Raw genomic sequence first — 26,152 nt, 5'->3', positions numbered from 1 at the left:
AAACGACCTTAACCCTACAACAATTCTTTCAGAACTGCTTGTAAATCAGCGCTCCATCTGGGCGCGGAGTTTGCGATAGTCTTTGAGGGAGCGGGCATCCAACCATTGTTCATAGAAGGCGTCGTAAACGGCCGTGAGGTCTTCTGTTGCGATCAACCTGTTGATCTCCGCAATCACTTTGCGGCCCAAAGGTTTGTCGCTACAGCTGAAGCCGCCGGACTGGAAGCTGGCCGCCCCCGCAATCGGGAGTGCCACAAAGGCCTCCGCCTTCCCCAACTTGCTGAACTGGTGATAGCCTTCCGCCGGAAAGCCAAAGGTATAGTCAATACGGCCATGATCGAGGAGCGCACCATAGCGGTTAAACGGGATCACCACCATATGGTCCGGCCTGCCGATCGTCTTGAGTGTATCATTGATCATTTTGCTGTAGAAACGGTCCGGCACAACGCCGACTGCAAGATCGTTGGCCATCAAAAGCCGTGCAATATCAACCTCCCCGGCCGCATTCAGGTAGGGCTTGAAGCGATGGAGGTTTCGGTTCATGACCACCACACGGTTGGTCATGACATGATAGGCAACATCGCTGAAGGTGGCAAAGGCAGCCCGCTCGGGCGTCTCAAACAGAGCCACGCTGCAGACGCCGTCATGTATTTTCATTTGATTGTAGGTGCGGTTCAGGTTCGCGGTTGCAGGCACATGGCGGTAGTCGGGCAGCTTTTCTGATATATAGCGGACGATCTGATCCCCATAGCCCTGCCTTTTCAGTGGGCCGTCAGCGATAAAGACCGGGGGGAAATTCGGGCTGAGCCAATGAATGACAGGCTTGTCAGCCGCCAAAAGGGACGCGGAGCCACCGAGCAGAAGCACAAGAACAAACAAAAAACGTATCGCCATACTGCCCCACAGCCCAGAACCCCATCTGTTACGCAAACGCTACGCTAACTCAGAATGGCTAACTTTTCCTTAAATCCGCCTGGCACACGCCGCCTTCAACACAGCTCCGTCTGCGCATTCAAAACAAAAAGCGGCCCTCGGAAGAGCCGCTTTCTCTACTTCTTCACAATGTCGCTTGCGCGCATGGACTTATTTGTCGTCGTCGCTTACGACCGCAGGATCTACCAGCATGGCTTCATTGACGAGGCCTGCGTTCTTGCGGATCAGCTGTTCGATCTCGTTCGAGATGTCTGTGTTCTCCAGCAGGAAGCGCTTGGCGTTTTCGCGGCCCTGGCCGATACGCTGGCTGGAGTAGCTGTACCAGCTGCCCGATTTCTCAACCACGCCGGCCTTGACGCCCAGGTCGATAATCTCGCCCATCTTGGAGACGCCTTCGCCATACATGATGTCGAACTCAACCTGCTTGAAGGGTGGCGCCAGCTTATTCTTGACCACCTTGACGCGGGTCGCGTTACCAACGATTTCGTCTTTTTCCTTGATCGCGCCGATGCGACGGATGTCCAGGCGGACAGAGGCATAGAACTTCAGCGCGTTACCCCCCGTCGTGGTTTCCGGGCTGCCGTACATCACACCAATCTTCATCCGGATCTGGTTGATGAAGACCACGATGGTGTTGGATTTGGAAATGGAGGCCGTCAGCTTGCGGAGCGCCTGGCTCATCAACCGGGCCTGCAGGCCCACATGGCTGTCGCCCATTTCGCCCTCGAGTTCCGCACGCGGTGTCAGCGCCGCCACCGAATCCACCACAAGGATGTCTACGGCGCCGGAACGCACCAGCGTGTCGGCAATTTCAAGCGCCTGTTCGCCGGTATCGGGCTGTGAGACCAGAAGTTCATTGACGTCCACGCCCAGCTTGCGGGCATAGACAGGGTCCAGCGCGTGCTCGGCATCCACGAAAGCGGCGATGCCGCCCTTCTTCTGGGCTTCTGCAACCGCGTGCAGTGCCAGCGTGGTTTTACCGGAGCTTTCAGGCCCATAGATTTCGATGATCCGGCCCTTGGGGAAGCCACCGATCCCGAGCGCGATGTCGAGATTGAGCGAGCCGGTCGAGATGGTGTCGATCTCAATCCCCGATTCCCGCTGCCCCAGTTTCATGACAGAGCCTTTACCAAAGGCCCGGTCGATTTGGCCAAGCGCTGCTTCGAGCGCTTTTGTCTTATCCATGGAGTTTCCCTTTACCAACTGTAGTTCCGCTGTTGCCATGATCGGGCTCCCTTATTCCACAGGCTGATATCCCTTGCAACGGATGATTTAAATCCTTTGCGCTTGCCCTCTTGTACCCATTTTGTTCTCATTAGGCAAGCTCTAATATTCTTGTTTTGTTCTCATAGCCCCTCAAGGGCCGGAACAGCGGAACAAAAAAGGGCACAACGGGTGTGCCCTCCGTGTGCCCTTTTGCCTGTTGTGTGCCCTTGTGGGCTCCCTTTATCCGAGGATCGACTTGACCTGCCCTGCCAGGTCCTTGAGCGAGAAGGGTTTCGGCAGGAACAGGAATTCTTCGGCTTCCAGGTTCTGACGGAAGACATCCTCCGCATAGCCCGAAACAAAGATAACCGGCAGGTTCGGCAGGTTTTTCCTGGCTTCCTTGACCAGTGTCGGGCCGTCCATGGTTGGCATGATCACATCCGAGATCAGGAGATCGATCGGTTCCGGGTGGGTGTTGAGGATATCCAGCCCGGCTTCGCCCGAGGCGGCTTCAAGCACCTTGTAGCCCTTGTTGGCGAGCGCCCGGCAGGCGAACATGCGCACCGGGTCTTCGTCCTCGACGATCAGGATGGTGCCCTTGCCTGTGAGGTCCCGCGCGGGGGCTTCCGGCTTCTGGGCGGCGCTTTCCACCTCAGCCTCCGCGGCGTGCGCCTTGAAGAACAGGAGGAACCGCGTGCCGTGGCCAAGCTCGGATTCGACAAACACAAAGCCGCCTGTCTGCTTGACGATGCCGTACACGGTGGCGAGGCCAAGGCCCGTGCCCTGCCCGACTTCCTTGGTGGTGAAGAAGGGCTCGAAGATTTTCGACATATTTTCCGGCGCGATGCCGCTGCCGCTGTCGATGACTTCCACCAGCACATAATCGTCCGGCACCACCACGTCATAGCGTTCGATCAGCGGGTCATCGGGCCCGATCATGCTGGTTTTGATTTCCAGCTTGCCGCCGCCCGGCATGGCGTCGCGCGCATTGACCGCCAGGTTGATGATCACCTGTTCAAGCTGGCCCTGGTCCACCTTCACCGGCTGCAGGTCCCGGCCGTGCACGACCTTGAGCTCGATGTTTTCGCCGATCAGGCGGCGGATCAGGTTGGACAGTTCCGCGAGTACGTCCGTCATCATCAGGACCTTGGGCCTGAGCGTCTGCTGGCGCGAGAAGGCCAGCAGCTGGCGCACCAGATTGGCCGCGCGGTTGGCGTTCTGCTTGATCTGGATGATATCCGAGAAGGACTGATCACCCGCATCGTGGCGCACGAGAAGGAGGTCACAGAAACCGATAATGGCTGTCAGCAGGTTGTTGAAGTCATGGGCCACGCCGCCCGCCAACTGGCCAACCGCCTGCATCTTCTGGGCTTGAACAAACTGTCGCTCGAGACTTTTTTCCTGCGTAGTATCAATAAGATAGAGGATAGCGAAGGTTTCCTCGCCCCTGGAAATGGCAGACGAATAGATCTGCCCCACCCGCTCAGGCTGACCGTCATAGACCACATCAAGCGGCGTTGAGGCAGGCTTGCCGTCATGGGCAAAGCCGATCAATTCCTTGAGTTCGGCCCGGTCGTCTTCTTTCACCAAATCCAGTACACTGGAGCCCACAGAAATGCCTTGTCCGGCCGGGTGGCGCTTCAGCGGCTGGTTATATTCCTTGATCCCACCGTCGCGCGCGACCACGGCCACGGCAATCGGGGCGGCATCAAAAATCGGATCGATCAGAAACTCGCGGTCTTCCGGCACCAGACGGCCCCGCATCTGATCCAGCTTGCGCAGAAACCGGTAGCGACCCAGGTTGCGGTCTTCCTCTCTTGACGGCAGCGGCATATCCACCACGTCCACGTCCATCCGTTGCTTCTTGCCGATCAGCAATTGGGTTTCCCCCGCTTTCAGCTGAATCTTGAGCGGCATCTCACCAGGGCTGAGCCCCATCCATTCCCGGAGCGTATCGTTGATATAATGAATTTTGCCTGAGGCATCCTCAAGCAGCACGCCACAGCCCAGGCGTTCAAACAGTGGCGCGCCCCAGTCGCCGATCATTTTGCGTTCATGGTCCAGCCGCTCGCGGTCGCCCACGCGGGACGCGCGCCACAGAATATGGTAGCCGGTCCGTCGCCCAATGAGCTTCAGCTTTTCCGTGTCGGCGCGGTCACAGGCGAATACGCCGCGCGACTGGCCCGTTTGTGCCGCCAGCGCCAGCGTTTTATCGAACGCTTCCTTGACTGTGTCGCTGCGAAACAGGTCGCCCATCATGCGCACACGCCCCATAGCGAGGCGGTCGAACGCCGCGTTTGAGGCCGTGATTTCGCCGCGGAAATCGCTTAGTGCGACCGCGCGCCGGTCGAGCGAAACAAGGGTCTGAACCAGCTCGCGGTCGGCAAACTCGACTTGATCTATCGGTTGCTGCAATCCGCCCAGCGCCCGCAGAAGCGTAAGCGCCGTCGCGATCAGGAGAAGTCCGCCAAGGATAGCAGCAATCGCTGCGCCCCATGTCACGGCCACCAGGGCCGCAATCCCGATGGTGCCAATAAGGCCAGCCAGCGCGACAGTCAGCAGTTTCACACCGGACTTGGCCTCGCTTTGATGCAGCGCTTCCTGAAACGGTCTTGGCAACCGGCTTTCCATATATGCCTACCCCTTTGATCCCTGTTCAGCCCACCTGGCCCAGAGAGTAGCCACCCTCCGAGCGGGAACGCAAGCCCGTTAACGCGATGGTTTGAACCCCGCCCGCCTGAGCTTCATGATATAGCTAATGACTTCCGCCACGGCCTTATAGTGATCCGGCGGCACTTCCTCATCAATTTCCACGGTCGCGTACAGCGCCCGGGCCAACGGCGGGTTTTCAACGATCGGCACGCCGTGCTCGGTCGCCACTTCCCGGATCTTGAGGGCAACCCCCTCGACCCCTTTGGCCACCACCATCGGCACATCCATGGTGCCGTGCTTATATTCCAACGCCACTGCGAAGTGGGTCGGGTTGGTGATCACAACATCGGCGTCAGGGACAGCTGACATCATGCGTTGGCGCGCCCGTTCCATACGGATGGATCTCAGGCGCCCCTTAACCTTCGGGTCACCGTCGGTTTGTTTGTGCTCGTCCTTGACCTGCTGCTTGGTCATGCGCAGTTTCTTGATGTGCTGATAGCTTTGGTAGGAAAAGTCGATGGCCGCAACCACAGCCATGACAATCAGAACACCGATCAGCAGCTTGATGATCATGGAGTGGATCAACACCACAACATCCACAACCGGCAACAGCATCAACGTGTCCATGCGGCCGCGCTCAGGATAGACGATGATCACAATCACGGCAGACACGGCCGTCAGCTTAGCGATCAGTTTAAAGGCTTCCACGCCCAGTTTGTCCGGCGCCCATTTCTTGGCGTTGGAGATCGGACTGAGCTTCTTGAAGCTGGGCTTGATCTTTTCAAACGTAATGGTGGTCTTATGTTGCATCATATTGCTTGCGAGCGCGGCAACCACCAGCGCCCCAAAGGGCACCAGCAGAACCAGGAACACACGCCACATTGTAGGCATCAGGCTTTCGAGCGGGCCAATCTGATCGGTGTCCATCAGATGCAGCGTGGACATATGTACATATAGCGTATCCGCAACTGTCGTACCGATAAAGCCCCCCCCTGCTCCGATCACAATGGCAGCAATGGCCAGCATGAAAAAGGTTTTGACTTCCTGGCTTTGGGCCACGTCACCTTTTTCCTCGGCCTCGCGCAAGCGTTTCGGCGTCGGTTCCTCAGTTTTCTGGCTTTCGTCTTCGTCTGCCATTCTTTACCCCAGAAAGCTCACGAGCAGTTCTTCAAAACGCTCTATAAAGAGTGCCATCATCGAGCCTATCAAAATCATCATCAAGGCAAAGCCCATAAACAGGTTGATAGGCATACCGATGAAAAATACCTGGAAGGCCGGGATCATACGGGAAATCAAGCCCAAGCCTGCATTATAGATGATACTATACGCAATGAACGGTGCCGCCATATGAAACCCCAGCAGGAACGCGCTGGAGGTATATTCAACGATCACCATGGCGAGATCCGTATAAGGCAGGCCCAGCGCCACCGGGAACTTCAGGTAGCTATGGGCCATTCCAAGGATCATGAGGTGATGCAAATCCGAAACAACGATCAGCGTGACCGCAACCAGTGTCATGAACGCGCCGACCAAAACGCCCTGACTACCCTGGCTTGGGTCGAAGGACTGGGCTGCGGCTAAGCCTGTCAGGAACGCAATCACCGTACCGGCGATGTGAGTTGCTGCAAGCATGATACGGGTAACCAGCGCGAGGACGGCTCCAATCATCGCTTCTCTGACAAGAAGAGCACCCAGAACGAAGGCATTGTCGGGCATTGGCGGCAGATTCTCGCGAACGGCCAGATAGATCACCAACGCCAACACAAACCCCATTGTCGCCCGAATACGACCGGGAACCGACTGGTCCCCTAACACCGGCATCAACATAACAAGGGCAATCAGGCGTGTTGCAACGAGCACGAAACCGAATGCTTCTGCCGGAAGGACTTCCCCCAGCATGGCTTAGCCGCCGGAGATGATGCGTTCAGAAATGCGCAACATCAGTGCAGACATATTTTGGCCCATGTAAGGCATGGCGAGGAGCAAAACGGCAAACACCGCAATGATTTTGGGAACAAAAGTCAGGGTCATTTCCTGAAGCTGGGTCAGCGCCTGGATGAAGGCAATCGTCAAGCCAACGCCCAGGCCAACAGCCAGGATCGGCCCTGCTGTCAGCAAAAGGGTCATCAGGGCGTCACGCGCCACTTCAATGACGTCACCACTTTCCATAGAATACTCGCCCCCGCCCGGCTGGATTAGATTGGCATCTTGAGGATATCATTATAGGCGGCGATCACCTTGTCACGCACAGTAACAACAGTGTTCACAACCATCTCCGCGTTGGAAACAGCTGTCACCACGTCAACCATATCAGCTTCATTCACCAGCGACTTGGCCGCCGTAAGTTCCATATGGCTTGTTGCCTGCTGCACGTCACCAACGGCGTCGTTTACAAGGGCGGAGAAAGCGCTGTTGGATTTCGCGCCGTCCAAACCGTCGCGGGAACCCAGGCCGGTTTCCTGCATCTTCTTGGTCGCCTGTGAATAGGCATTGACCGCATCAAGTTGCTTGATATTCATGGCCTACTCCCTACCGCAAGAGATCAAGCGTCATTGTGGCCATTCGACGGCTGGCCTCAAGCGCATTGATGTTTGACTGGTAAGTCCGCTGAGCCTGGCGCATATCCATCATCTCGATCATGCCATTGACATTGGCCGTCTTGATATAACCTGCCTCGTCCGCAGCCGGATTGCCCGGATCATATTTCTTGCCGAATTCCTTCTGATCGAATTCCACCTTGCCCGGCTTCACAAGTTCAACGCCAGACGCGCGATCAAGCTCCGTCTGGAAAGTGATGATCTTGCGGCGATATGGGTCTGCGCCCGGTTCGCTTGCGACCGAATTCTGGTTGGCGATGTTTTCGGAGATTACGCGCATGCGCACGGACTGCGCACGAAGCCCAGCCGCCGAAGCCATCATAGCCTTTTCGAGATCCATCGCTTGTTCCTTTACACTGGTTCAAGCGGGTCATGACGCTGTTCTAGCGCCCGCCACCCTTGCCTAGGGCAATATTCAACAGCCCGATATTCTTTTTGTAGAGGTTGACAACCATGCCGTATTTCATCTGGTTGTCAGCCAATTTCATCATTTCTTCTTCAAGCACCACAGAGTTACCGGATGGCGTTTCCTCGCTGTCCTTGACCTCACGTGTGCGCATTGTCACAGAAGAAGAACCACTCGTATCCATGTGGCGAGAATTCTTGGTGCGCATTTGCGTGCCCTGCGGCCGGTCCGAGACAAGGTTGTCGACAAGACCAGAAAAATTCTGTTTGTCCAGCTCCTTGGCCTTATAGCCCGGCGTATCCGCATGACCGATGTTTTCACTGATCACCGTCTGGTTGGTGTTCAGCCATTTCATGCGGCTTTTAAGGGCAGCCATCAGGGGAATATTGGTTAAATCCATGCTTCCAACAGTCTCTGTTTGCGCGCGTCTTTCATTTAAACGTACCATAACATGCACCGGAACCGGTTAACAAGTTGCAAACACGCGATATTTTTCCACTGCCCCTTCCGCAAGCGCTTGCATTTTGACCCGATTTGTCGCTCAATATCGCCATGTCAGACCAGAAACCGACAGATGCACCCAAGCCGGTGCCGGACACAAAAGCCGTTGCAGTAAAAAGGGATAGCGAACAGGCTACGCCCCGAATTACTGCAAAAGGGCACGGCTTTAATGCGGAAAAGATACTGGACATTGCCTTTGCCGAAGGCGTCAAGGTCCGCCAGGACAAAGACCTCACCGAGCTTCTTGATGCTTTTGAAGTCGAGAGCCCTGTCCCGCTTGAGGCCCTGCATGCCGTGTCACTCATTCTTGAGCGTGTCTATGCCGAAAATAAAGCCATGACAGAAGCCCGCGAGCATGACACAGATACAGTCGAAACCACAGAGCTCTTGGAGCCAATGCCGGCTGACGAGCCAGCCCAGACCAATGACGACGACGGGAAAGAAAGCAACCAATGACCAGCGAAGCCATTAGCGCCTTTTCCATCCTTTTTGTCATGTTGGGCTTCCTGGCCCTGGCGGCCTGGGCCGTGAAACGTTTCGGGCTGATCCCCGGACAGCCACGCATGACGGGCAAGAAACGCGAGATTACCATTCTCGACAGCCAGATGCTGGACGCCCGCAACCGCTTGGTGGTTGTGCATTGGCGCGGACGAGACTATTTTCTCGGCACCGGGCAGCACGGCGTCACCTTGATTGACGGCCCGACTGGAAATAAAGCCCCATCAGGCTTCGAACAGGCGCTAGCAGAGGAAACACAACGTGAAAAGCCTTAAGTTTCATCGCAAGCTGATCATCCATAGTTTTCTGTTTCTGCTGCCGCTGGCGCTTGCCGCCGTGCTGATGACGGCGTCACCTGCCTCCGCTCAATCGCTTAATCTCGATCTCGGGGAATCCGGCTCGCTGAGCGGTCGCGTCGTACAGATGATCTTGCTTTTGTCTGTCCTTAGCCTTGCACCCAGCATCCTGATTATGATGACCAGCTTTACCCGTATGATCATTGTCTTCTCGCTGCTCAGGAGCGCGATGGGTACACAGCAAACACCGCCCAATATCGTATTGATTTCACTGGCCCTTTTCCTCACCGGCTATGTTATGGCACCGACGCTAACCGCTGCCTGGGATCAAGGCATCCAGCCGCTGATAAATGAGGAAATTGACGAACAGGAAGCCTTCGACCGCGCGTCTGTACCCATGCGCAATTTCATGATGTCACAGGTGCGGGAAAAAGATCTTGAGCTGTTCATGAACCTGTCGCCAGACGGCCCGGTGGAGACGCGGGACGAAATCACACTGACCGTTCTGGTGCCAGCCTTCATGATTTCTGAACTGCGCCGCGCCTTCGAGATCGGCTTCCTCTTGTATGTGCCTTTTGTGGTGATCGATATGGTGGTGGCCTCGATCCTCATGTCCATGGGTATGATGATGCTGCCGCCGGTCATGATTGCCATGCCGTTCAAGCTGATTTTCTTCGTCATGGTGGACGGCTGGAACCTGGTGGCCGGTTCGCTGGTTCAAAGCTTTGGCACAGCCCCGCCGCCCGGGGTCGGGACATAGAGGTAGGGGACTAATCCCCTACCATGACTCGCGCCACCTGCGGGGCCTCCAGGCTGCCCAGATAGAGCATATCCCCCACCTGCTCAGCAGAAGTGATCATATAAACATTATCGCCGCGCGGGTCCTGCAGCGTGCGGATTACCTGCCCTTCTTCGTCAAGCGCGATCACCAGCCCCATATGAATGGCTGACGGCTGCAAGAACGTAGGCAATTTCGATACCAGCGCCTTGGCCCAGGGCTTCGGGTGAAGGCCATCCATCTTCGGGTTCCGGGGTGATGGAATCGCCAGCCAGAATGTCCCCTTGCGGTTCGCAGAAATCCCGTCCGGGAACCCCGGCAGATTATCGATGAAGATGTCTGAGGTCCCGGCCTTTTCGCCTTTCAGCCAATAACGCGTCACCCTGTAGCGACCCGTTTCATTGACCAACACAAAATCTTCATTCTGCGACAGTGCGATACCGTTGGCGAAATAGAGGTTCCCCAGCAGTTTGGTGGTCTCACCAGTGGCGGGGTCAAACACCAGAAGCCGGCCGTTACCGCGCGCCTCCAATAGGTCCAGGCGGTAGTCGGGCTGATTGTAGGTGAAGCTGGCGTCCGAGAAATAGATTTTGCCATCGCTCGCAATATCCAGGTCGTCAGCGAAGGCAAAGGGCACACCGCCCTCTTCCGTGCTCAACACCGTCATGGCGCCTTCAGTATCGAAGGACAAAAGCCCTTTCCAGGCGTCTGCCACAATCAGGTTGCCCGCTGCGTCAAAATGCAGCCCAAGCGGCCTACCGCCCTCAATGGTGGCAAATACTTCCTGCGTACTGTCCATGAGGATACGCACGATGCGCCCATCATGCAGCCCGCCATAGATGCGGCCACTTGCATCCACGGCAACATCCTCTGGTCCCTGGCTGAACTGCAGCGGGATGGTCTCGGCCTCCAGAAGCGCTTCGTTCGTGGCATAGACACCGGTGAAGCCGGGCCCTTCAGGCGGCGTATAGGCAACAGGATCAATCTTGGCCGGCCACAGAATAAACAGCAGCAGCAAGGCCACAACCGCAGCTGCGCCTCGAACGATTATCTTTTTCATCAAGTCCCCCTTTTGATCACCCATGCCCTTGATAGCGAGGCGCCCCCAAAAAATCACTCGTCCATTATCGGTGGCTCGCCCAGCTGCTCCCACAGCTCGATCTTGGTGCCCTCAGGGTCCATGATCCAGGCAAATTTGCCATATTCGAACTCTTCGATCTCGCCAATCTGCTCGACGCCCATCTTCTTGAGCCGCTCGACGAGCTTCTCAATGCCGCGGACCCGCAAGTTGATCATGAACTCCTTGCCGGACGGCCGGAAATATTCGCTTTCGCGCTTGAAAGGCCCCCAGACAAAATACCCCAGCTTTTCCGGGTCATCATCTTCCCTGAACACAAAGGATGCACCTGCCCCGTCAAAGGGAAATCCAAGCTTGTCCTGATACCAGGACACAAGCTTTTCCCGGTCGCGGCATTTGAAAAATATTCCGCCCACACCGGTTATTACCCCTTCGGCATCAGACATATACTCTCCCCTGTTCAGTTCGGACCAGTGGCACCAGGCTATACGGCCAGTGACACTTCTTCCATAACATAGAACAGGCAGTCTTGCCGAACCACATCAACATTTGTTGTCGCCATTGAGGGAATAAGTGCCTTTCGCACCGCCAATGTGCCGCCAGACTGGGCAAATAGGTCTTCGGTGATATCCCGGCCCTGATCATCCAGTGCAATCAGTGGCATTGGCAGGCTTTCGGAGGTACGGGCAATCGCCGCTCCTGCCTTAAGGGCCCCGAAATTGAAATGGTCCAGGTCCGGCCGGAAACAGACATCACTGCCCTGCCCCGAAAATGTGAAATCCAGCCCCGGTTTCACCTTCACCGTTGCCTTGGTTCTGAGAAGATGGATATCGCGCGGCGCCACTGGATGGTCCGGGATGTGGTGCATATGCAGGCAGGCATCCAGATATTCTGTGGCGTGCGCAAGCGCCGCGCTTTCACCGGCCTGGCCGCACTCAAGCGTCACAGCTGGCGCATGCATTGCCATTGCCGCGGACTGGACACCAAGCGGCCGGGTAAAATAGACCACCGTGCGCGCAAACAACGACGCAAGCTGAAGAAAAGCGGTATCGAGGAAATTGACGCAGCCATAATGCGGGTTGCAGCCAGTGTTGTTGTGAAGATCGATACTGGCAAACAAAGGTTCCGCTGTCACTTTTGCCGCAACGTCGGCCATCAGCGCCGTCTCCGGCCCCGGCGCCATATCCGTGCCTGGCCAGGAACGGTTATAGTCAAGCTGCCCCTTGAGCACGCGCCGGCCAGTTTTTGCCGCCGCAACATTTCCAACAAACAGCCACATGGCACGCGGCAGTTGGCTGCCTTGATACTTGCGCAATATGGCCTGAACGGCCTCGAACCCTGTAGGTTCATTGCCGTGCTGCAATACGGTTACAAACAGGGGCGGTTTTCGCAGGCCTTCCAGATAGAATAACGAAGGGCCCCCAAGAATGTCCGCCAACTGGTGCGCCCCGCAGGATAAAAACGTGTCTGGTACCTCGTCGAAACATTGAAGCATGGCTACAGTGGCCACTCGTGGACCGGCGTGTCTGTTTGCTGCCTGGCCATATAGGCCTCGAGCATTTCCTCCATGCTGGCACCGTGTGTCCTCACGAACGCACGCTGCCAGGTTGCGCCGTTCTGGCCGGTTTCCGCCCGCCCCCGAATAATGCCCAGATAACGATGTATATCAGCAGGGTCTACATTCAGCGACTGAAGCCCCTCCTCTGCCATAGGCAGAAAGACTTCCTGAAGGAGTTGCCTCATTGGCTTTCCGTCCTGATGGTCCCAGCGAATGACAGCGCCCAAGCCGTCCCTTGCCGCCAAGTAGAAATTATCCCGCGTGGTGAAGAACTGTGCGCGCTTATGCGGCCGCGTGTCTGCATTTGCAAGATAGGTGACAAGCCCATAATAGAAGGCCGAATTTGCCATTGAATCCGCAATGGTCGGGCCTGCGGGTACAACGCGCTGCTCCAACCTGAAGTGGGGTGTGCCGTCCTCGTCCCAGCCAACCAGCGGTCTGTTCCAGCGCCAGATCGTACCATTCTGCAGCCGGAAATGATCCAGCTTTTCGGCCTCCCGGTCGGTCACATGCGGCAGCAGGATCGGATAGCGTTGGCGGTTGGCCAGGAACACTTCGGAAAGGCTTCTTTCAATGAAACGAACGCCAAAGGTGACGCGCTCCTCATAGTCCCAGTCCCCAACCGACACCGCCTGCTCAAAAAGCGGAATGCGGCTTTCTGCCCAAAGGTCCCTGCCAAAAAGATAGGGGCTGTTTGCCGATACCGCGACCAAGGGCGCTGACGCCAGCTTCGACGCATTGTAATAGTCCACGCCCCGACCGTTCGGGACCTTGAGGTGAATCTGGAATGAAGTTGCAGCCGCTTCCAGCATGACATCCATATGGTCGCTTACCAAGTGCTCGCGTCCTTCGATGTCCAGTTTGATCGGCTTCCCTTTTCGCAGGCGAAAAACCTGCTCGTTCAAGGCCTTATAGCGCTGGCCGGCAGACATGTTTTCGGTACAGAGGTCTGTGCCTTTGACCGTAGGCAGGATGCCGATCATGGCAAGCTTCAGGTCCATCTTGGCAGCGGCATCAACGGCCCTGTCCCACAGGCCAGCCAAGTCGGCATGCAGGTCTGATAGCGCACCCCCAGTCAGCTCCGCAGGGTCGCCATTGAACTCTACGTTGAAACAGGAAAGTTCCGGCACCACCAAGGGGCTATCCAGCGCCTTTATGAAAGCGTCATTTTGGGGGACCGGGTGCATATTGGGGCCTACAAGCCAGGCCTCCAGCTCAAATCCCGCGGTAGCCGGGCCATTAGACAAGGCCCCTTGCTGCTCCCAGGTCTCAACCAAGTCGGTTTCCGCCCTCAGGCGCTGGCCGAACGCTTCATAATCCTCGTCACGAAACTCGCTGGTATCCAGTTCCTGCCCCATATAGCCTCCCTGAAAGCGGACGTCTGATGGGCAGTATAATGCAGATCAAGACAAAGGCCCACCTTGACCGATGTCAAAGTGAGCCTCTTGGAATTCGCCGGATCGGCTTTCGGAAGCCTTAGTAGACTTCCTCTTTTGTTTTCAGGAACTTGAGCGATGGAAAATCATCCTTCGCCTTATCAAGATGCCAATTGTTTCGGGCCAGATAGACCGGCGCGCCAGCATGGTCAACCGCCATCGATGCCCGGTTCTGGTCAGAAAACTTCTTGATCTCGCGCGGGTCGCCTTCCACCCACTCAGCCGTCATCAGGCTGGTGGCTTCAAAGCGGCAAGGCACTTCATATTCTGTCCGAATACGGTCCGCCAGCACGTCAAACTGCAGTGGCCCCACAACGCCCACAACCCAGTCACTGCCCAGCGCGGGTTTGAACACACGCGCAGCGCCTTCTTCCGCCAGCTGCTCGAGCGCCCGACCCAGATGCTTGGCTTTCATCGGATCTTCAGGACGGACCTTCTGCAGGATTTCCGGCGCGAAGGAGGGCACCCCTGTGAAGCGGATCATTTCACCTTCCGTCAGGGTGTCACCAATGCGCAAGTTGCCGTGGTTCGGCAGGCCAATGATGTCGCCCGGATAGGCCTCTTCAGCCACGGCCCGGTCCTGCGCCAGGAACAGCTGCGCGTTATGGATCGCCAACGTTTTGCCGCTGCGGACATGCTTCATCTTGATGCCCTTCTTGAAGCGGCCGGAAACAACACGCACAAACGCGATGCGGTCGCGGTGCTTGGGGTCCATGTTCGCCTGAATCTTGAACACGAACGCTGTTACCTTGCCTTCGTCCGGTGCGACCTGGCGCTCAAGCGCCTTGCCAGCGCGCGGCCGGGGCGCAAAGTCCGCCAGTCCTGCGAGAAGCTCCTGAACACCGAAGTTGTTGACAGCTGACCCGAAGAAAACCGGCGTCAACGTGCCTTCAAGATAGTCCTTCAGGTTGAACTGGGGGCACAGTTCCCGCACCATTTCAACGTCGGTCCGCAGCTTTTCAACCGCATAGTCGGGCAGTAGCTCATCCAGCTTGGGGTCATCGAGCCCCTGGCATTTGATGCTTTCCGAAATGCTGTCGCCCTTGCCGCGATCAAACAGGATCAGCTGATCGTGGATCAGGTCGTAACAGCCCTTGAAATCGCGGCCCATGCCGATCGGCCAACTGGCCGGTGCCACATCAAGGGCCAGCGTCTGCTCAACTTCATCCAGCAGCTCGAACGGGTCCTTGGTTTCCCGGTCCATCTTGTTGATGAAGGTCGCAATCGGCATATCGCGCAGGCGGCAGACTTCAAACAGCTTGCGGGTCTGGGTCTCGATACCCTTGGCGGCATCCAGCACCATCACCGCGCTGTCGACAGCAGACAGCGTCCGGTATGTGTCTTCCGAAAAGTCTTCGTGCCCTGGGGTGTCCAGCAGGTTGAAGGTGCGCTCGAGATAGTCGAATGTCATGACAGACGACGCCACAGAAATACCACGTTCCTGCTCCACCTTCATCCAGTCAGACCGGGCGCGGCGGCGTTCACCGCGCGCCTTCACTTCCCCCGCAGCCTGAATGGCACCGCCGAACAACAGCAGTTTTTCTGTCAGGGTGGTCTTACCGGCGTCAGGGTGCGAGATGATCGCAAACGTCCGCCTTCTTTCGATTTGCTGTGCCAGAGACATCAAGTCTACCCAACTGTTTTCAGGCGATTCGCCTGGATTTTCATGTTTCTTTCCGGCAACCGCGCCAAAGGCCGCTTATCTCGCCGAAATTCGTCGGCACCCTAGCGATTTCTACGGGGATTGAAAGAGGAAATCCGGCTACTGAGGCTGAATCTGCTGCAAAATTGCAACATTTTTGCAAAGTGACCGCCATACGCGTGCAACAGGCCTTGCAACCTAAGATGATTCAATGTATGCCCCGCCCTCATGGTTAATTAGGCATTAACCAAAATATCAGGCAAACAAAAAGTAAATAAAGATTCATCAGGCGCAAATTTTCGTTCGAACTCTATCAGAGGAACTGAATAGTGTCTAAATTACATAGTTTGTCTTTCGATCACCAATATCATCGCCTTTCCTTTGAAGGCTTTCCAATTCACCTGAAAGAATATTCAAAAGGACTGACCGAAGTCCCTCTGGTCTTTATCGGCGGCGCTTTCCAGAATATCACCCAGGTCGAAAAGCTGAGCAATGCAATCGCTGAAAAATCCTGGGTGATCACCATTGATACACCCGGCAACGGCGATACCGGTATCCTGCCCCACACCTATGGCTTCGACTTCATCTGCCGCGCGATCCACAGCGCGCTCAAGTCGCTTGGCGTAGACCGGATCAACCTCATGGGCTGCAGCTACGGCAGCATTATTGCCATGCGTTATGCCCAGAAATACCTGGGCATCGACAAATTGATCCTGGCGTCTGCCATGGCGGAACTGCCGCGCGAGCTTGAATATGACTTCAACCTCTTGCTGTTCCAATTGGAATGGAACCGCATTGAAGAGTTTGCCGATGGCTTCACAAACCTGATGACCAACCCGGAACTGCGTCAGACCAACCGGATTGCGCGCCTGACGGCCGACAAGCTGAAACATGCATTGTTGAACGCCAACACCGGCATCAAGGAACAGTTCAAGCACAATACGCTGCGTATCCTTCTGGACGGCAAGACTGACCTGAGCCTCATGCCGGACGTCGAGGCCACCATCTTCACTGGCGAGCATGACCATTTCGTGCCGGTAGAGGCCAACCTGAAAGTGGCCAATTCCTTCAAGAACGGTCGTTTCATTGCCGTACCTGGGGCCGACCACATGATCCATGTGGAAAAATTCAAGCGCATGATCGAGATCATCCACGACACACTGATGGATAGCGAAGAGACAGTCGAAGGCACCTTCACAATGGACCGGGCTGCGTAAGCCGGCCATCTTGCCCCTGAAAACAAAAGAAGGCCGGAAACAGCGCTTGCTGCTCCGGCCTTTCAGATTTCACGCCCGCTCGGGTGGATCACGGATGGGGAGGGGGAAGGAAGAAGTCCAATCTCCAGCAACCGGCGGGCGTTCCCATGTGCCTTGGCTTTTGCGGTGCTGTCTCACGGGACCGGCATCGGCGTCAGGCCTTTAATGGACTATATAGTCCAGAAAAAAATTAATACAAGACTAATGAGTCTACTTTTTATCAAAAAATGCATTGATCGCCCACCAGACCAACGCGCCCTGCCCTCCGGCTGGGTTAATCAGGCCTCCTGACACAATTTTTTATATGACAGCGCTATCACGATAGAGTATGTGGCCAGAGAATGTTTTCCCAAGGATTGGAACTGAACCGTGCCATACCTGACCCTGATAGGCCTTCTGGCCGGCTGCCTCACAACCATCGCCTTTGTGCCTCAGGTTGTCCGTGTCTGGCGCACCCGGTCCACCACCGACATTTCCCTGGGCATGTTCGGCCTGATGTCTTTGGGTGTCTTCATGTGGCTTGTCTACGGCTTGATGCTCGGTGATATCCCGATCATCGCCGCCAATGCTGTTACGCTGCTGCTGGCGACATCAATCGTGATCGCCAAGGTGCGCTTCGGTTAAAGAAAAGGCCGGGGTACCCCGGCCTCTCCACATCCTTAATCTGCTTGCAGCGTTCGCTTGAAAAAGGCCAGCGCCTGATTATACAGGTGGGCCTGCGCGGCCTCTCCCCGAATGCCGTGCTTCTTGCCCGGATAGGTCATCAGCTCAAATGGCTTGCCGGCATTCTGCAGCGTCGACATCAGCTTCACAGAATTATCGAAGAAGACGTTGTCGTCGGCCATGCCGTGGATCAGCAAAAGCTTGCCCTTGAAGCCGTCGATATATTTGAAAACGCTAGAGTTTTCATAAACGTTCCCCGGCGCGTCGGGAAGACCTAGATAGCGTTCGGTATAGGCCGTATCATAGAGCCGCCAGTCGGTCACAGGCGCCACAGACACCCCGGCTTTGAAGACATCCGGCGCCTGGAAGAGGGCCATCAGCGTCATGTAGCCACCATAGGACCAGCCCCAGAAGCCGATATTGTCACGGTCGATATAGTTGAGCCCCATCAGGAAATTGGCACCGGCCACCTGGTCTGCCACCTCAACCGTACCCATGGCATGCTTGATATGGCTTTCAAACTTCAGGCCCCGATTGGCCATGCCGCGGTTGTCCAGCACAAGCACAACGAAACCGTTCCGCGCCAGAATATGGTTGAAACCCAGATGCCAGTCATGCCGCACTTTCTGTCCGTGCGGGCCGCCATACGGCGCCAATACAGCCGGATACTTGCGCCCCACGTCCATAGTGGCGGGCTGATACATGCGGTAATAAAGGTCTGTACCGTCATCCGCCTTGATTGTGCCGAAAGTGGTTTTCACCCGGCTATCCAGATACGGCCCGAACGGATGGCTGGCATCCAGCTTGTTCTCAAGGATGGCAAACCGCGTGCTGCCATCCGCCAGGTTGCGCACCATTACCTGTGGCGGCTGGTCAGGGCTTTCGAACTTGTCGACAAACACGCCCTCGCCCACCGTCACCTTGTGCCAACCGGCCTCGCGGGTGATGCGTTTGATCTCTCCGCCCTTGAGCGGCACGCTATAAAGATGCTGCTCGAGCGGACTGTCTTTGTAGCCCGTGAAATAGACCAACCCGGCTTTCCTGTCGACATGCTCGATCTCGTTCACGCTCCAGTTGCCCGAGGTGATCGGGGTAAACTCGCCGGTATCAAGTTTATACCGCAGGATATGGTTGAAGCTGCCAGCGTCGCCTTGCGGCCAGTCACGGCTGACAAGCACTTCTTCATAGCCAATGGTTTCGAAATCGTCGTTCAGGTTGATCCAGACATCGCTGGTCAGCTTCCTGGCGAACCGCATACACATGTTGCCGTCACGCTTGACCACCCAGTTTTTGTCTGCATCCGGCCCACACTTTGGAAAGACCCGGTTATTGCCATTCCCGGCAATCAGATTGTAGGTCAGCTCTGTCTGCGTGCGGTTCAGTGTCTGGGCCACCAACAGGTTGGATGACGCCAGCCAGTCCACGCGCGCCAGATATTCTGCGCCGCCTGTCACGACGACATCCGCCGCCATCGCGAGATCCTTCGGCTCATCCGGCTTATTCAACCGCACAATCTTCAGGTTCCATTTAACATTCGGCGTGCCAGCTGAAGGATAGCGCTGCTTGTGCGTGATGACGCTGCCATCACCCTGGATTTCGTAGCGATCCTTGATTTCAACCGGGGATTCGTCCACCTGCTGGTAGGCGATAGCGGCCTCATCAGGTGACCACCAATAGCCCGTGTAGCGCCCCAATTCTTCCTGCGCGGCAAACTCGGCCATACCGTTCGACACGGTCTCGCTTGCGCCAGAACTCAGTTGAATTTCAAGGCCGCTTTCAATGTCGATTGCATATAATTCCCGGTCGCGAATGAAGGAAACATACCGTCCCTTCGGGCTGAACTGGATGTCTGTTTCAAACTCTGGCGTGTCCGTCAGCCGTTTGACGTCGCCACCAATGGGCAGCACATAAACATCGCCACCAACGGGAAAAAGCAAGGACGTTCCGTCCGCATTCCATTCATAGCTCACGATCCCGCGCTTGCCGGTGAGCGACCGGTCGCGCTCGCGCCGCGCCTTTTCTTCTTCGCTCAGCTCTTCTTCCTTGCCGCCCAGGAGGACAGCGGAATCCACCAGCAGGGACGCCTCCCCGGTCTCGATGTCATACTGCCACAGATCAAGCTGGGCCTTGTTCTCGGCTTTGCCCTGTAGGAAGGTGATGCGGCGCCCGTCGGGCGACATCTCAAGCCCCTGTACGCTTGGTCCGCTGATGCTCGGGCTGCCAACCAGCCGTTCAATCGTCAGGTCTTCAGCCCCGGCCGTCCCAGCCGTGAGAGCACTAAGCGCCAGAAAAGAAGCGCTGGTCTGTATCATTTTCTTCATTATGTTGTCCCCGTTGGTCGCCGACACCTCCCAAGTGTCGTTGCAGTCGGCACAGTAAATTGCTCGTTATGGATTAAGTGTATAGCCCTGCTGCTGCAACAGCGCATGAGCCGTCATGGCCGACAGTGCCATCTCGACACCCGGCAGAAGGTCTTCTTTCTTCACGCCCTGATAGGCTGCGGACTGGCCACAAACGTGGAATGTCACGCCATGTGCCATCAGGGTTTGGATCAAGTCGGCATTGGCGTTTGGGCCGCCATGTTTGGCGTCGTTCGTGACATCAAAAACGGCCTTGCCGTGAATCACCACAGCCAACTTGATATTCTTGGGGTCTGCGCCCGCCGCCACATGCATATTCAGGAAACGTGCAGCGCTCTCCAAGCGGCGGCTGACCTTGCCCTCTTCGCCCTTGTCGACCACATCGAAAGCCACCTTGAAGTGGCTGTCGGCGGAAAGCATCGTGGCGCCCGGCACAGCCACCACTGGGCCATATTCCGTGATGAGAGGCCCCTTGGTGAATTCGGCATCGTCCGCAATCACCGGCATCGCGCATAGCATGCCGGTGCACAAGAGGGCTGCGCCCACTAAGCCCTGTTTCATCGTTTTCTCCCTGTCGAACCTGTCCTCTCTCGCGCCTAGCAAGATAAAGGGTCAGGCTCAAATCACATGTCTGTTTATTTCTTGGTGCAGATCTGCATGAAGCCGGCGGTGATAAAGGGCACCATGCGTTCATAGGCCCCCACCATGTCCTTGGACCGCGCGATGCCGTCCGAGAGTTTATCGATCCGGCCTGTGTTGGCGAAGGTAAGCGTCAAGGCGCCTGAAAGGAAATGATAGGCCCAGTATAGATTTTGCGGCTCAGAATCCGGCAGTGCTTTCTTTAGTGCATCCATGAACCTGCGGGCCAGTGGGTCAAAATATTTGGTCATCAGCTGGCCACCCCATTCCGGCGAGTTGTTCACCTGGGCCACCAATTCAAAATAATGCCGCCAGCCTTCGTCTTCTTCATATCCGAACGCCAGAAGCGGTTTCAGGTAGGCATCAATGATGGCCTCAACCGTCGGGCCAGCTTCTCCTGCTTCCTGCTGGCATTTCTCCAAGGCTTCCAGTCGGGTCTGGTTCAAAACCCCGGCCCGCCTGAGCAGAATCGCATCAAAAAGTCCGCGTTTGTTGCCGAAATGGTAACTGGCGAGCGCCAAGTCTACCTCCGCCTTCACAGCGACCATGCGCATGGACACACCGTCGAAGCCATGCTTGGCAAAGAGCGCCTCAGCTGCATCAAGAATTCGGTCTTTACGCTTAACCCGCCGGTTCTCTTTGGTTTTGGCCAATGCATCCCCCTCCTCATTACCCCTTCTTTTGTAGCCCAGGCTGCAGTCATTCGTAAATCTCTATTTTTTCATTTTTCAATGACTGTTGAAATTTTGATTGACAATTCAACAAATGTTGAGTTTTTATGAGGTCGAAGGTCGAAAAATTCATCTACATTCCTTGGGAGGGGAAACCATGAGACGATTTAACGCCACACGAGTATCTTTGTTGACCAGCGTCTGTTTGGGCAGCCTGGCCGCCACAGTGCCGACTGTAGCCCAGGACCATGCCGTTAGCGGCTTTGCGCTTGAGGAAATTCAGGTTACAGCACGTCGCCGCACGGAAAGCCTGCAGGATGTGCCAATTGCGGTAACGGCTTTTTCCGCCGATGAATTGGCGCTTCGCGGTGCAGCGGATATCACCGATATCGCACAAGTCGCGCCAAGCGTGACGCTAGAGCCATCGCGCGCCACAAACACCACGCTTACCGCCTTTATTCGCGGCGTCGGCCAACAGGATCCGCTCGCGGGCTTCGAGCAAGGCGTTGCGCTTTACCTGGATGACGTCTATATCGCCCGGCCCCAAGGCGCGCTACTGGACATCTATGATATCGAGCGCATTGAGATCCTACGCGGCCCACAGGGCACGCTCTATGGCCGGAATGCCGTGGGCGGCGCCATCAAATATGTCACCAAGAGACTGAGCGACGAGCCTGAGTTTGGCCTGAAATTCTCTTATGGCACCTATGACCAGATGGATGTGGTGGCTAAAGGGTCGGTGCCAGTCAGCGATACCGTCCGCGTGGGTGCCACCGTGGCGTCCCTCAACCGTGACGGTTTCGGTGAAAACCTGACAACAGGTGAAGACAACTACAACAAGCAAATCCTGGCCGCCCGCGCCAGCGTTGAATTCCTGCCAAATGACGCACTCTTTATCCGTGTGGCGGCAGACTATACCAATGACGATTCAAACGCCGTTGCGGGCTACCGCCCCTACCCTGGCGCTGTCAGCGGCACCCCGGTAACCGACAGTGTCTATGACACCTATGCTGGTGCCACCCAAAACGCTTCAACAGCTGCCATCGGCGGCAACAATGAAGTGACGTCGAAAGGCATCCAGGGCTCAATCGAGTGGACCGCAAGCGACAGCCTGACATTCAAGTCCGTCACCGCTTACCGTGAAGACTATACCGAATCCGTGATCGACTTCGACAGCCTCGCCGTTGACGATTTCGATGCGCCGGTCATTTATGACAATGAGCAGTTCAGCCAGGAATTCCAACTGCTGTACACCAGCGACAAGCTTTCTGGCGTATTCGGTTTCTATTATCTGGACGCGTCTGCCGCGAACGACTTTGACGTCGTTCTGGGCCAATTGGGCCGGGTCGCCTTCGGGTCAGAGCTGACAGCCTACACGGGCGGTACGGTTGACACCAAAGCCTGGTCCCTGTTCGCAGATGTCACCTACGATTTCACAGAGGCCCTGTCGCTATCGCTTGGTGGCCGCTATACTAACGACAAGCGCTCTGCTGATGTTTTCCGCGCCACTTACCTGAACGGCAACTCGCCTTTCTTTGGCAATGAAGACGCCATCCAGATCGCGGTATCGAGCGACTTTGAAGCGGAACGCACCTTCAAGGACTTCTCACCGCGCATTGCGCTGGACTATAAGCTCAGCGAAGACGCCCTTGTCTATGCGGGTTTCAGCCGGGGCTTCAAGGCCGGCAGCTTCGACCCGCGCGGCGCCAACATCACGTCGCCTGAAGTTGAAGACGGCTTTGCCCCGGAAACGCTGGACAGCTTTGAAGTCGGCCTGAAATCCACCTGGCTGGACGGGCGTGCGCGGACCAATATCGCGGTCTTCTATTCCGACTATAAAGACATGCAAATCCCTGGCTCTCTGCCAATCGACACAGACGGTGACGGCACCAATGACGGCTTCGTCGGCACGGTGACAAACGCCGGTAAAGCGGAGATCAAAGGCATCGAGGTTGAAGGCAACTTCCTGTTGACGGAAAACCTGACGCTACAGGCGTCCCTGAACCTCCTGGACGCCGAGATCAAGGAATGGATTCTGAACGGTGAGAATGTCGCCGACCAGCGTGAAGTCCAGAACACGCCTGAGTTCATGTCCTTCGTAGGCCTGACCTACACGACAGAGCTTTCAAGCGGCACCCTGAGCATCAACGCCAACTGGTCGCACAAAAGCTCGATCGTGCAGTTCGAAACGCCGGTGCCCGAAATTGACCAGGATGCCTACGACATTGCGAACGCAAGCGTGGTCTGGACATCGGAAAGCGAAAAATATCGCTTCGGTGTGCACGGCAAGAACCTGTTCGACACTCAGTATAAAACTGCTGGCTACAACTTCCCGACGCTGGGGCTCGAGAACAACATCACGACGTTCTACGGCCCTCCTCTGACCGTCACCGCGACGTTCGAGGTGCGTTTCTAGATCGCCAGTATCCAGATGCCGGGGGTCCCTTCCGTCCCCCGGCACCCCTAACCCCCAGGCAACCCCGCTAAGACCATAGGATTGTCAAATGGCTGCATTTGATACACATGCCCCGCTATTGCCCGAAATCCTGTCGCTGCACGGCAAATGGAAACGGAACAAGCCCGCCCTCGTGTGCGGCACGGAAAAGATCTCCTGGGCCGCGTTTGATCGGCGTACCAACCAACTGGCCAATGTGCTGATCAAAGCTGATATCAGCCGCGGCGCCATGGTGGGTATCGTGATGTCGAACGGCACAGCCATGGTTGAAACCATCGTGGGCGTGATGAAATCCGGTGCCTGCTCGGTCCCCATCAACCTGTCCGTCAGCGACGAAGCCCTGATGGCCATGCTGGAGGACGCGGGCGCAGCGGCCCTTGTGGCGACAAAGGACCAGAAAGATCGGCTGCAGCCCTATCTTGAAGCCCATCCCGGCACGCTGGTGCTAGTGGTTGGCGAAAATTATGAAAGTTTCCGCGATGGCGGCGATACAGCAACCCCGTCCGTCGAAATTTCCGGCGATGACCCCTTAAATGTGATCTACAGCTCTGGCACCACCGGCATGCCCAAGGGCATCCTGCATGACCACCAGGGCCGCCGCGACTGGGCCTATGACCTGACGGTGGCGCTTCGCTACCACGGCGGCGCGCGAACGCTTTTCACCATCGGGCTTTATTCCAACATCAGTTGGGTGGGCATGCTGTGTACGCTCCTTTCTGGCGGCACCATGTTTATTCATGAGAAATTCGACGCTGAAGCGGCTCTGAAGACCATTGAGGCCGAGAAAATCACCAACTTTGCCATGGTACCGATCCAGTATCAGCGCCTGTTGGAAGTCAAAGGCCAGGAAAAATACGACCTCTCCTCCATCGAGGCGGTGATGAGCTGTGGTTCGCCGCTGCACGCGGACCTGAAAGCAGCGCTGTTCAAGCGCCTTGGTCCCAAGGCGGTGATTGAACTGTTTGGCCTGACGGAAGGCCTGATCACCACGTTGGACCCCGAAGAGGCCGATGGCCGCATGTCATCGGTGGGCAAACCGCTTCTGGGGACGGACATCAAGATTATCGGGGATGACGACCGCGAAGTGCCCCCGGGCCAGTCAGGCGAAATTGTCGGCGTGGGCCGCACCATGATGCCCATGTACCTGAAGCGCCCCGACGCCACTGCAGAGGCCACCTGGACCGACGAGACCGGCCGAGGCTGGTTCCGCACCGGCGATGTTGGACAGCTGGACGAAGAAGGCTATCTCTATATCGTGGACCGCAAGAAGGACATGATCCTCTCGGGCGGGCAAAACATCTACCCGCAGGATATAGAGGCCGTATTGATCACACACCCGGATATCAACGATGTTGCCGTCATCGGCGTACCCAGTGAAACCTGGGGCGAGACACCGCTCGCGGTCGTCGTGCTGGAAGCGGGCATCACGCTTGATGCCGCCGTGGTCACAGCCTGGGCCAACGAAAGGTTGGGCAAACAGCAGCGGATTGTCGGCGCGGTGTTCAGGGACGCCCTGCCCCGCAACGCCAACGGCAAGATATTGAAGCGGGACCTGCGTGACATCTATGGGGACAAGAATTATGGCTGACTATACAGATGAATATTTCACCAACCCGGACGGCCTGAAGCAGCATTACCGCGACTATAACCAAGCCGGCGACAACGCCCCAGTTGTGCTGTGCATGCCGGGCCTGACGCGGAACGCCCGTGACTTCGAAGCCATCGCCGAGCATCTGTCCGACCGATGCCGGGTGATCTGTGTGGAACAACGCGGGCGCGGCCAGTCTGACTGGGACCCGAACCCCAGCCGCTACCTGCCTGTAACCTATGTGGCTGACATGATGGCGCTGCTGGCGCACCTGGGCGTCGATAAGGTGATCGCCATCGGCACATCCCTGGGCGGCCTGATGACCATCATGATCCAGGCCATGCACCCAGGCAAGCTGCAGGCGGCCGTGATCAATGATATCGGGCCGGAGATCGACCCAAAGGGCATCGAACGCATCAAGAGCTATGTCGGCAAAGGGACGCCGCCTGAAACGTGGGAAGCCGCCGTGGAGGCCGTGAAAACCGCAAACGCGGGCGTCTATCCGAACTTCACGGAAGAAGACTGGCGCTGGTACACCGAAAACCTCTATGAGGACGTGGACGGCAAACCTGCCGTGATGTACGACCCGGCGATCAGCCAGAACTTCAATTCGGAAGAAAGCCAGTCCTCACCTGACCTGTGGCCCTACTTCAAGACGCTACATTCCATCCCTATGGTGGTCCTGCGTGGTGGCATCTCTGATATCCTGTCGGCTGAGACACTGGAGCGCATGGCGCGCGAGCACCCGGACCTGGTGCCTGTTACCGTACCGGGCATCGGCCACGTGCCGCTGATGCGGGAGCCAGAGTGCAAACAGGCCATCGACGAGCTTGTCGGGCGCTTCCTGTAATTTTTTTGACCTTTTTATGGACACCAGAAACGGTCTGTGGCAAAGCTGCGGGCCGTGTCTTTTTGTATTTTTATTTCAGGGAGTGACGC

The 26,152-nt window shown here is 56.6% G+C and carries 25 protein-coding genes; 8 read left to right on the top strand and 17 right to left on the bottom strand.

The window, feature by feature from the left end:
- Positions 1-45: 45 nt before the first annotated feature.
- The 9 genes from B3Z17_RS17890 to flgB all read right to left on the bottom strand — a co-directional run bounded on the left by B3Z17_RS17890 (position 46) and on the right by flgB (position 8,194).
- Positions 46-894, bottom strand: coding sequence for a TIGR02285 family protein (locus tag B3Z17_RS17890; protein ID WP_286831100.1), 849 nt, complete (start codon positions 892-894; stop codon positions 46-48).
- Positions 895-1,083: 189 nt separating this feature from the next.
- On the bottom strand, positions 1,084-2,157 hold the full coding sequence (gene recA / locus B3Z17_RS17885) for a recombinase RecA (protein WP_349680337.1): 1,074 nt from the start codon (positions 2,155-2,157) through the stop codon (positions 1,084-1,086).
- 222 nt (positions 2,158-2,379) lie between these two features.
- On the bottom strand, positions 2,380-4,770 hold the full coding sequence (locus B3Z17_RS17880; RefSeq protein WP_286831098.1) for a hybrid sensor histidine kinase/response regulator: 2,391 nt from the start codon (positions 4,768-4,770) through the stop codon (positions 2,380-2,382).
- A 78-nt stretch (positions 4,771-4,848) separates the two neighbouring features.
- On the bottom strand, positions 4,849-5,928 hold the full coding sequence (flhB, locus tag B3Z17_RS17875) for a flagellar biosynthesis protein FlhB (RefSeq protein WP_286831097.1): 1,080 nt from the start codon (positions 5,926-5,928) through the stop codon (positions 4,849-4,851).
- Positions 5,929-5,931: 3 nt separating this feature from the next.
- Complete coding sequence (fliR, locus tag B3Z17_RS17870) at positions 5,932-6,690, bottom strand: flagellar biosynthetic protein FliR (protein WP_068306653.1); 759 nt, start codon at positions 6,688-6,690, stop codon at positions 5,932-5,934.
- Between the two features lie 3 nt (positions 6,691-6,693).
- Positions 6,694-6,960, bottom strand: a complete 267-nt coding sequence (gene fliQ, locus B3Z17_RS17865) for a flagellar biosynthesis protein FliQ (RefSeq protein WP_286831094.1) — start codon at positions 6,958-6,960, stop codon at positions 6,694-6,696.
- 26 nt (positions 6,961-6,986) lie between these two features.
- Positions 6,987-7,310 (bottom strand): flagellar hook-basal body complex protein FliE, encoded by a 324-nt coding sequence (locus tag B3Z17_RS17860; RefSeq protein WP_068306658.1) that lies wholly within the window; start codon positions 7,308-7,310, stop codon positions 6,987-6,989.
- A 10-nt stretch (positions 7,311-7,320) separates the two neighbouring features.
- Complete coding sequence (flgC, locus tag B3Z17_RS17855) at positions 7,321-7,728, bottom strand: flagellar basal body rod protein FlgC (protein ID WP_068306662.1); 408 nt, start codon at positions 7,726-7,728, stop codon at positions 7,321-7,323.
- 43 nt (positions 7,729-7,771) lie between these two features.
- Complete coding sequence (gene flgB, locus B3Z17_RS17850) at positions 7,772-8,194, bottom strand: flagellar basal body rod protein FlgB (protein ID WP_068306663.1); 423 nt, start codon at positions 8,192-8,194, stop codon at positions 7,772-7,774.
- A 152-nt stretch (positions 8,195-8,346) separates the two neighbouring features.
- Between flgB and B3Z17_RS17845 the strand changes: the two genes are divergently transcribed.
- The 3 genes from B3Z17_RS17845 to fliP are packed head-to-tail and all read left to right on the top strand — an operon-like array spanning position 8,347 to position 9,849.
- Positions 8,347-8,751: an EscU/YscU/HrcU family type III secretion system export apparatus switch protein gene (locus B3Z17_RS17845; RefSeq protein ID WP_082714673.1), complete on the top strand. Its 405-nt coding sequence runs from the start codon at positions 8,347-8,349 to the stop codon at positions 8,749-8,751.
- A complete protein-coding gene (locus B3Z17_RS17840) occupies positions 8,748-9,068 on the top strand; it encodes a FliO/MopB family protein (protein ID WP_286831091.1) in 321 nt (106 codons plus the stop codon). Before B3Z17_RS17845 ends, B3Z17_RS17840 begins: the two co-directional genes overlap by 4 nt.
- Positions 9,055-9,849, top strand: coding sequence for a flagellar type III secretion system pore protein FliP (gene fliP, locus B3Z17_RS17835; protein ID WP_286831089.1), 795 nt, complete (start codon positions 9,055-9,057; stop codon positions 9,847-9,849). Before B3Z17_RS17840 ends, fliP begins: the two co-directional genes overlap by 14 nt.
- Positions 9,850-9,859: 10 nt before the next feature.
- On the opposite strand, the gene B3Z17_RS17830 is transcribed toward fliP, so the two are convergent.
- The 5 genes from B3Z17_RS17830 to B3Z17_RS17810 form a co-directional block, all read right to left on the bottom strand.
- Entirely contained in the window at positions 9,860-10,927 is a 1,068-nt protein-coding gene (locus B3Z17_RS17830) for an SMP-30/gluconolactonase/LRE family protein (protein ID WP_286831088.1), read from the bottom strand.
- 53 nt (positions 10,928-10,980) lie between these two features.
- Positions 10,981-11,391, bottom strand: coding sequence for a VOC family protein (locus tag B3Z17_RS17825; RefSeq protein ID WP_068306671.1), 411 nt, complete (start codon positions 11,389-11,391; stop codon positions 10,981-10,983).
- Between the two features lie 38 nt (positions 11,392-11,429).
- The gene (locus B3Z17_RS17820) at positions 11,430-12,383 is read right to left on the bottom strand and encodes a M14 family metallopeptidase (RefSeq protein ID WP_286831086.1); all 954 of its coding nucleotides are present in this window, start codon (positions 12,381-12,383) and stop codon (positions 11,430-11,432) included.
- 59 nt (positions 12,384-12,442) lie between these two features.
- Positions 12,443-13,861: a hypothetical protein gene (locus tag B3Z17_RS17815; protein ID WP_286831085.1), complete on the bottom strand. Its 1,419-nt coding sequence runs from the start codon at positions 13,859-13,861 to the stop codon at positions 12,443-12,445.
- Between the two features lie 118 nt (positions 13,862-13,979).
- Complete coding sequence (locus B3Z17_RS17810; RefSeq protein WP_139167640.1) at positions 13,980-15,563, bottom strand: peptide chain release factor 3; 1,584 nt, start codon at positions 15,561-15,563, stop codon at positions 13,980-13,982.
- Positions 15,564-15,910: 347 nt separating this feature from the next.
- Here B3Z17_RS17810 and B3Z17_RS17805 point away from each other — a divergent pair, with 347 nt between their 5' ends.
- The gene (locus tag B3Z17_RS17805; protein ID WP_286831083.1) at positions 15,911-16,798 is read left to right on the top strand and encodes an alpha/beta fold hydrolase; all 888 of its coding nucleotides are present in this window, start codon (positions 15,911-15,913) and stop codon (positions 16,796-16,798) included.
- Positions 16,799-17,206: 408 nt separating this feature from the next.
- Positions 17,207-17,461 carry a SemiSWEET transporter gene (locus B3Z17_RS17800; protein ID WP_068306684.1) on the top strand — a complete coding sequence of 85 codons (255 nt, stop codon included), beginning with the start codon at positions 17,207-17,209 and terminating at the stop codon, positions 17,459-17,461.
- A 35-nt stretch (positions 17,462-17,496) separates the two neighbouring features.
- On the opposite strand, the gene B3Z17_RS17795 is transcribed toward B3Z17_RS17800, so the two are convergent.
- From B3Z17_RS17795 to B3Z17_RS17785, 3 genes are all read right to left on the bottom strand, one after another.
- Entirely contained in the window at positions 17,497-19,821 is a 2,325-nt protein-coding gene (locus B3Z17_RS17795) for a S9 family peptidase (protein WP_286831081.1), read from the bottom strand.
- Between the two features lie 66 nt (positions 19,822-19,887).
- Positions 19,888-20,421: a DsrE family protein gene (locus B3Z17_RS17790; protein WP_286831080.1), complete on the bottom strand. Its 534-nt coding sequence runs from the start codon at positions 20,419-20,421 to the stop codon at positions 19,888-19,890.
- A gap of 74 nt (positions 20,422-20,495) precedes the next feature.
- The gene (locus tag B3Z17_RS17785; protein WP_068306686.1) at positions 20,496-21,152 is read right to left on the bottom strand and encodes a TetR/AcrR family transcriptional regulator; all 657 of its coding nucleotides are present in this window, start codon (positions 21,150-21,152) and stop codon (positions 20,496-20,498) included.
- Between the two features lie 175 nt (positions 21,153-21,327).
- Between B3Z17_RS17785 and B3Z17_RS17780 the strand changes: the two genes are divergently transcribed.
- The 3 genes from B3Z17_RS17780 to B3Z17_RS17770 all read left to right on the top strand — a co-directional run bounded on the left by B3Z17_RS17780 (position 21,328) and on the right by B3Z17_RS17770 (position 26,063).
- Complete coding sequence (locus B3Z17_RS17780) at positions 21,328-23,586, top strand: TonB-dependent receptor (protein ID WP_286831079.1); 2,259 nt, start codon at positions 21,328-21,330, stop codon at positions 23,584-23,586.
- An 88-nt stretch (positions 23,587-23,674) separates the two neighbouring features.
- Positions 23,675-25,213 (top strand): class I adenylate-forming enzyme family protein, encoded by a 1,539-nt coding sequence (locus B3Z17_RS17775; protein ID WP_286831078.1) that lies wholly within the window; start codon positions 23,675-23,677, stop codon positions 25,211-25,213.
- Entirely contained in the window at positions 25,206-26,063 is an 858-nt protein-coding gene (locus B3Z17_RS17770; protein ID WP_286831077.1) for an alpha/beta fold hydrolase, read from the top strand. Before B3Z17_RS17775 ends, B3Z17_RS17770 begins: the two co-directional genes overlap by 8 nt.
- Positions 26,064-26,152 lie beyond the last annotated feature (89 nt).

The organism is Kordiimonas sp. UBA4487 (assembly GCF_002389025.1).
Classification (GTDB): domain Bacteria; phylum Pseudomonadota; class Alphaproteobacteria; order Sphingomonadales; family Kordiimonadaceae; genus Kordiimonas; species Kordiimonas lacus.
The sequence above is the reverse complement of the archived record's forward strand: the minus strand, read 5'-3'. Positions and strand labels throughout refer to the sequence as shown.

Bases quoted from the DNA above. Each gene is read 5' to 3' on its own strand.
- recA (WP_349680337.1), bottom strand. From the start codon at position 2,157: ATGGCAACAGCGGAACTACAGTTGGTAAAGGGAAACTCCATGGATAAG.
- B3Z17_RS17825 (WP_068306671.1), bottom strand. From the start codon at position 11,391: ATGTCTGATGCCGAAGGGGTAATAACCGGTGTGGGCGGAATATTTTTC.
- flhB (WP_286831097.1), bottom strand. From the start codon at position 5,928: ATGGCAGACGAAGACGAAAGCCAGAAAACTGAGGAACCGACGCCGAAA.
- fliR (WP_068306653.1), bottom strand. From the start codon at position 6,690: ATGCTGGGGGAAGTCCTTCCGGCAGAAGCATTCGGTTTCGTGCTCGTT.
- B3Z17_RS17780 (WP_286831079.1), top strand. From the start codon at position 21,328: ATGAGACGATTTAACGCCACACGAGTATCTTTGTTGACCAGCGTCTGT.
- B3Z17_RS17845 (WP_082714673.1), top strand. From the start codon at position 8,347: ATGTCAGACCAGAAACCGACAGATGCACCCAAGCCGGTGCCGGACACA.
- B3Z17_RS17880 (WP_286831098.1), bottom strand. From the start codon at position 4,770: ATGGAAAGCCGGTTGCCAAGACCGTTTCAGGAAGCGCTGCATCAAAGC.
- B3Z17_RS17840 (WP_286831091.1), top strand. From the start codon at position 8,748: ATGACCAGCGAAGCCATTAGCGCCTTTTCCATCCTTTTTGTCATGTTG.
- B3Z17_RS17775 (WP_286831078.1), top strand. From the start codon at position 23,675: ATGGCTGCATTTGATACACATGCCCCGCTATTGCCCGAAATCCTGTCG.
- B3Z17_RS17810 (WP_139167640.1), bottom strand. From the start codon at position 15,563: ATGTCTCTGGCACAGCAAATCGAAAGAAGGCGGACGTTTGCGATCATC.
- B3Z17_RS17860 (WP_068306658.1), bottom strand. From the start codon at position 7,310: ATGAATATCAAGCAACTTGATGCGGTCAATGCCTATTCACAGGCGACC.
- B3Z17_RS17790 (WP_286831080.1), bottom strand. From the start codon at position 20,421: ATGAAACAGGGCTTAGTGGGCGCAGCCCTCTTGTGCACCGGCATGCTA.
- flgC (WP_068306662.1), bottom strand. From the start codon at position 7,728: ATGGATCTCGAAAAGGCTATGATGGCTTCGGCGGCTGGGCTTCGTGCG.
- fliQ (WP_286831094.1), bottom strand. From the start codon at position 6,960: ATGGAAAGTGGTGACGTCATTGAAGTGGCGCGTGACGCCCTGATGACC.
- flgB (WP_068306663.1), bottom strand. From the start codon at position 8,194: ATGGATTTAACCAATATTCCCCTGATGGCTGCCCTTAAAAGCCGCATG.
- B3Z17_RS17770 (WP_286831077.1), top strand. From the start codon at position 25,206: ATGGCTGACTATACAGATGAATATTTCACCAACCCGGACGGCCTGAAG.
- B3Z17_RS17890 (WP_286831100.1), bottom strand. From the start codon at position 894: ATGGCGATACGTTTTTTGTTTGTTCTTGTGCTTCTGCTCGGTGGCTCC.
- B3Z17_RS17815 (WP_286831085.1), bottom strand. From the start codon at position 13,861: ATGGGGCAGGAACTGGATACCAGCGAGTTTCGTGACGAGGATTATGAA.
- B3Z17_RS17795 (WP_286831081.1), bottom strand. From the start codon at position 19,821: ATGAAGAAAATGATACAGACCAGCGCTTCTTTTCTGGCGCTTAGTGCT.
- B3Z17_RS17830 (WP_286831088.1), bottom strand. From the start codon at position 10,927: ATGAAAAAGATAATCGTTCGAGGCGCAGCTGCGGTTGTGGCCTTGCTG.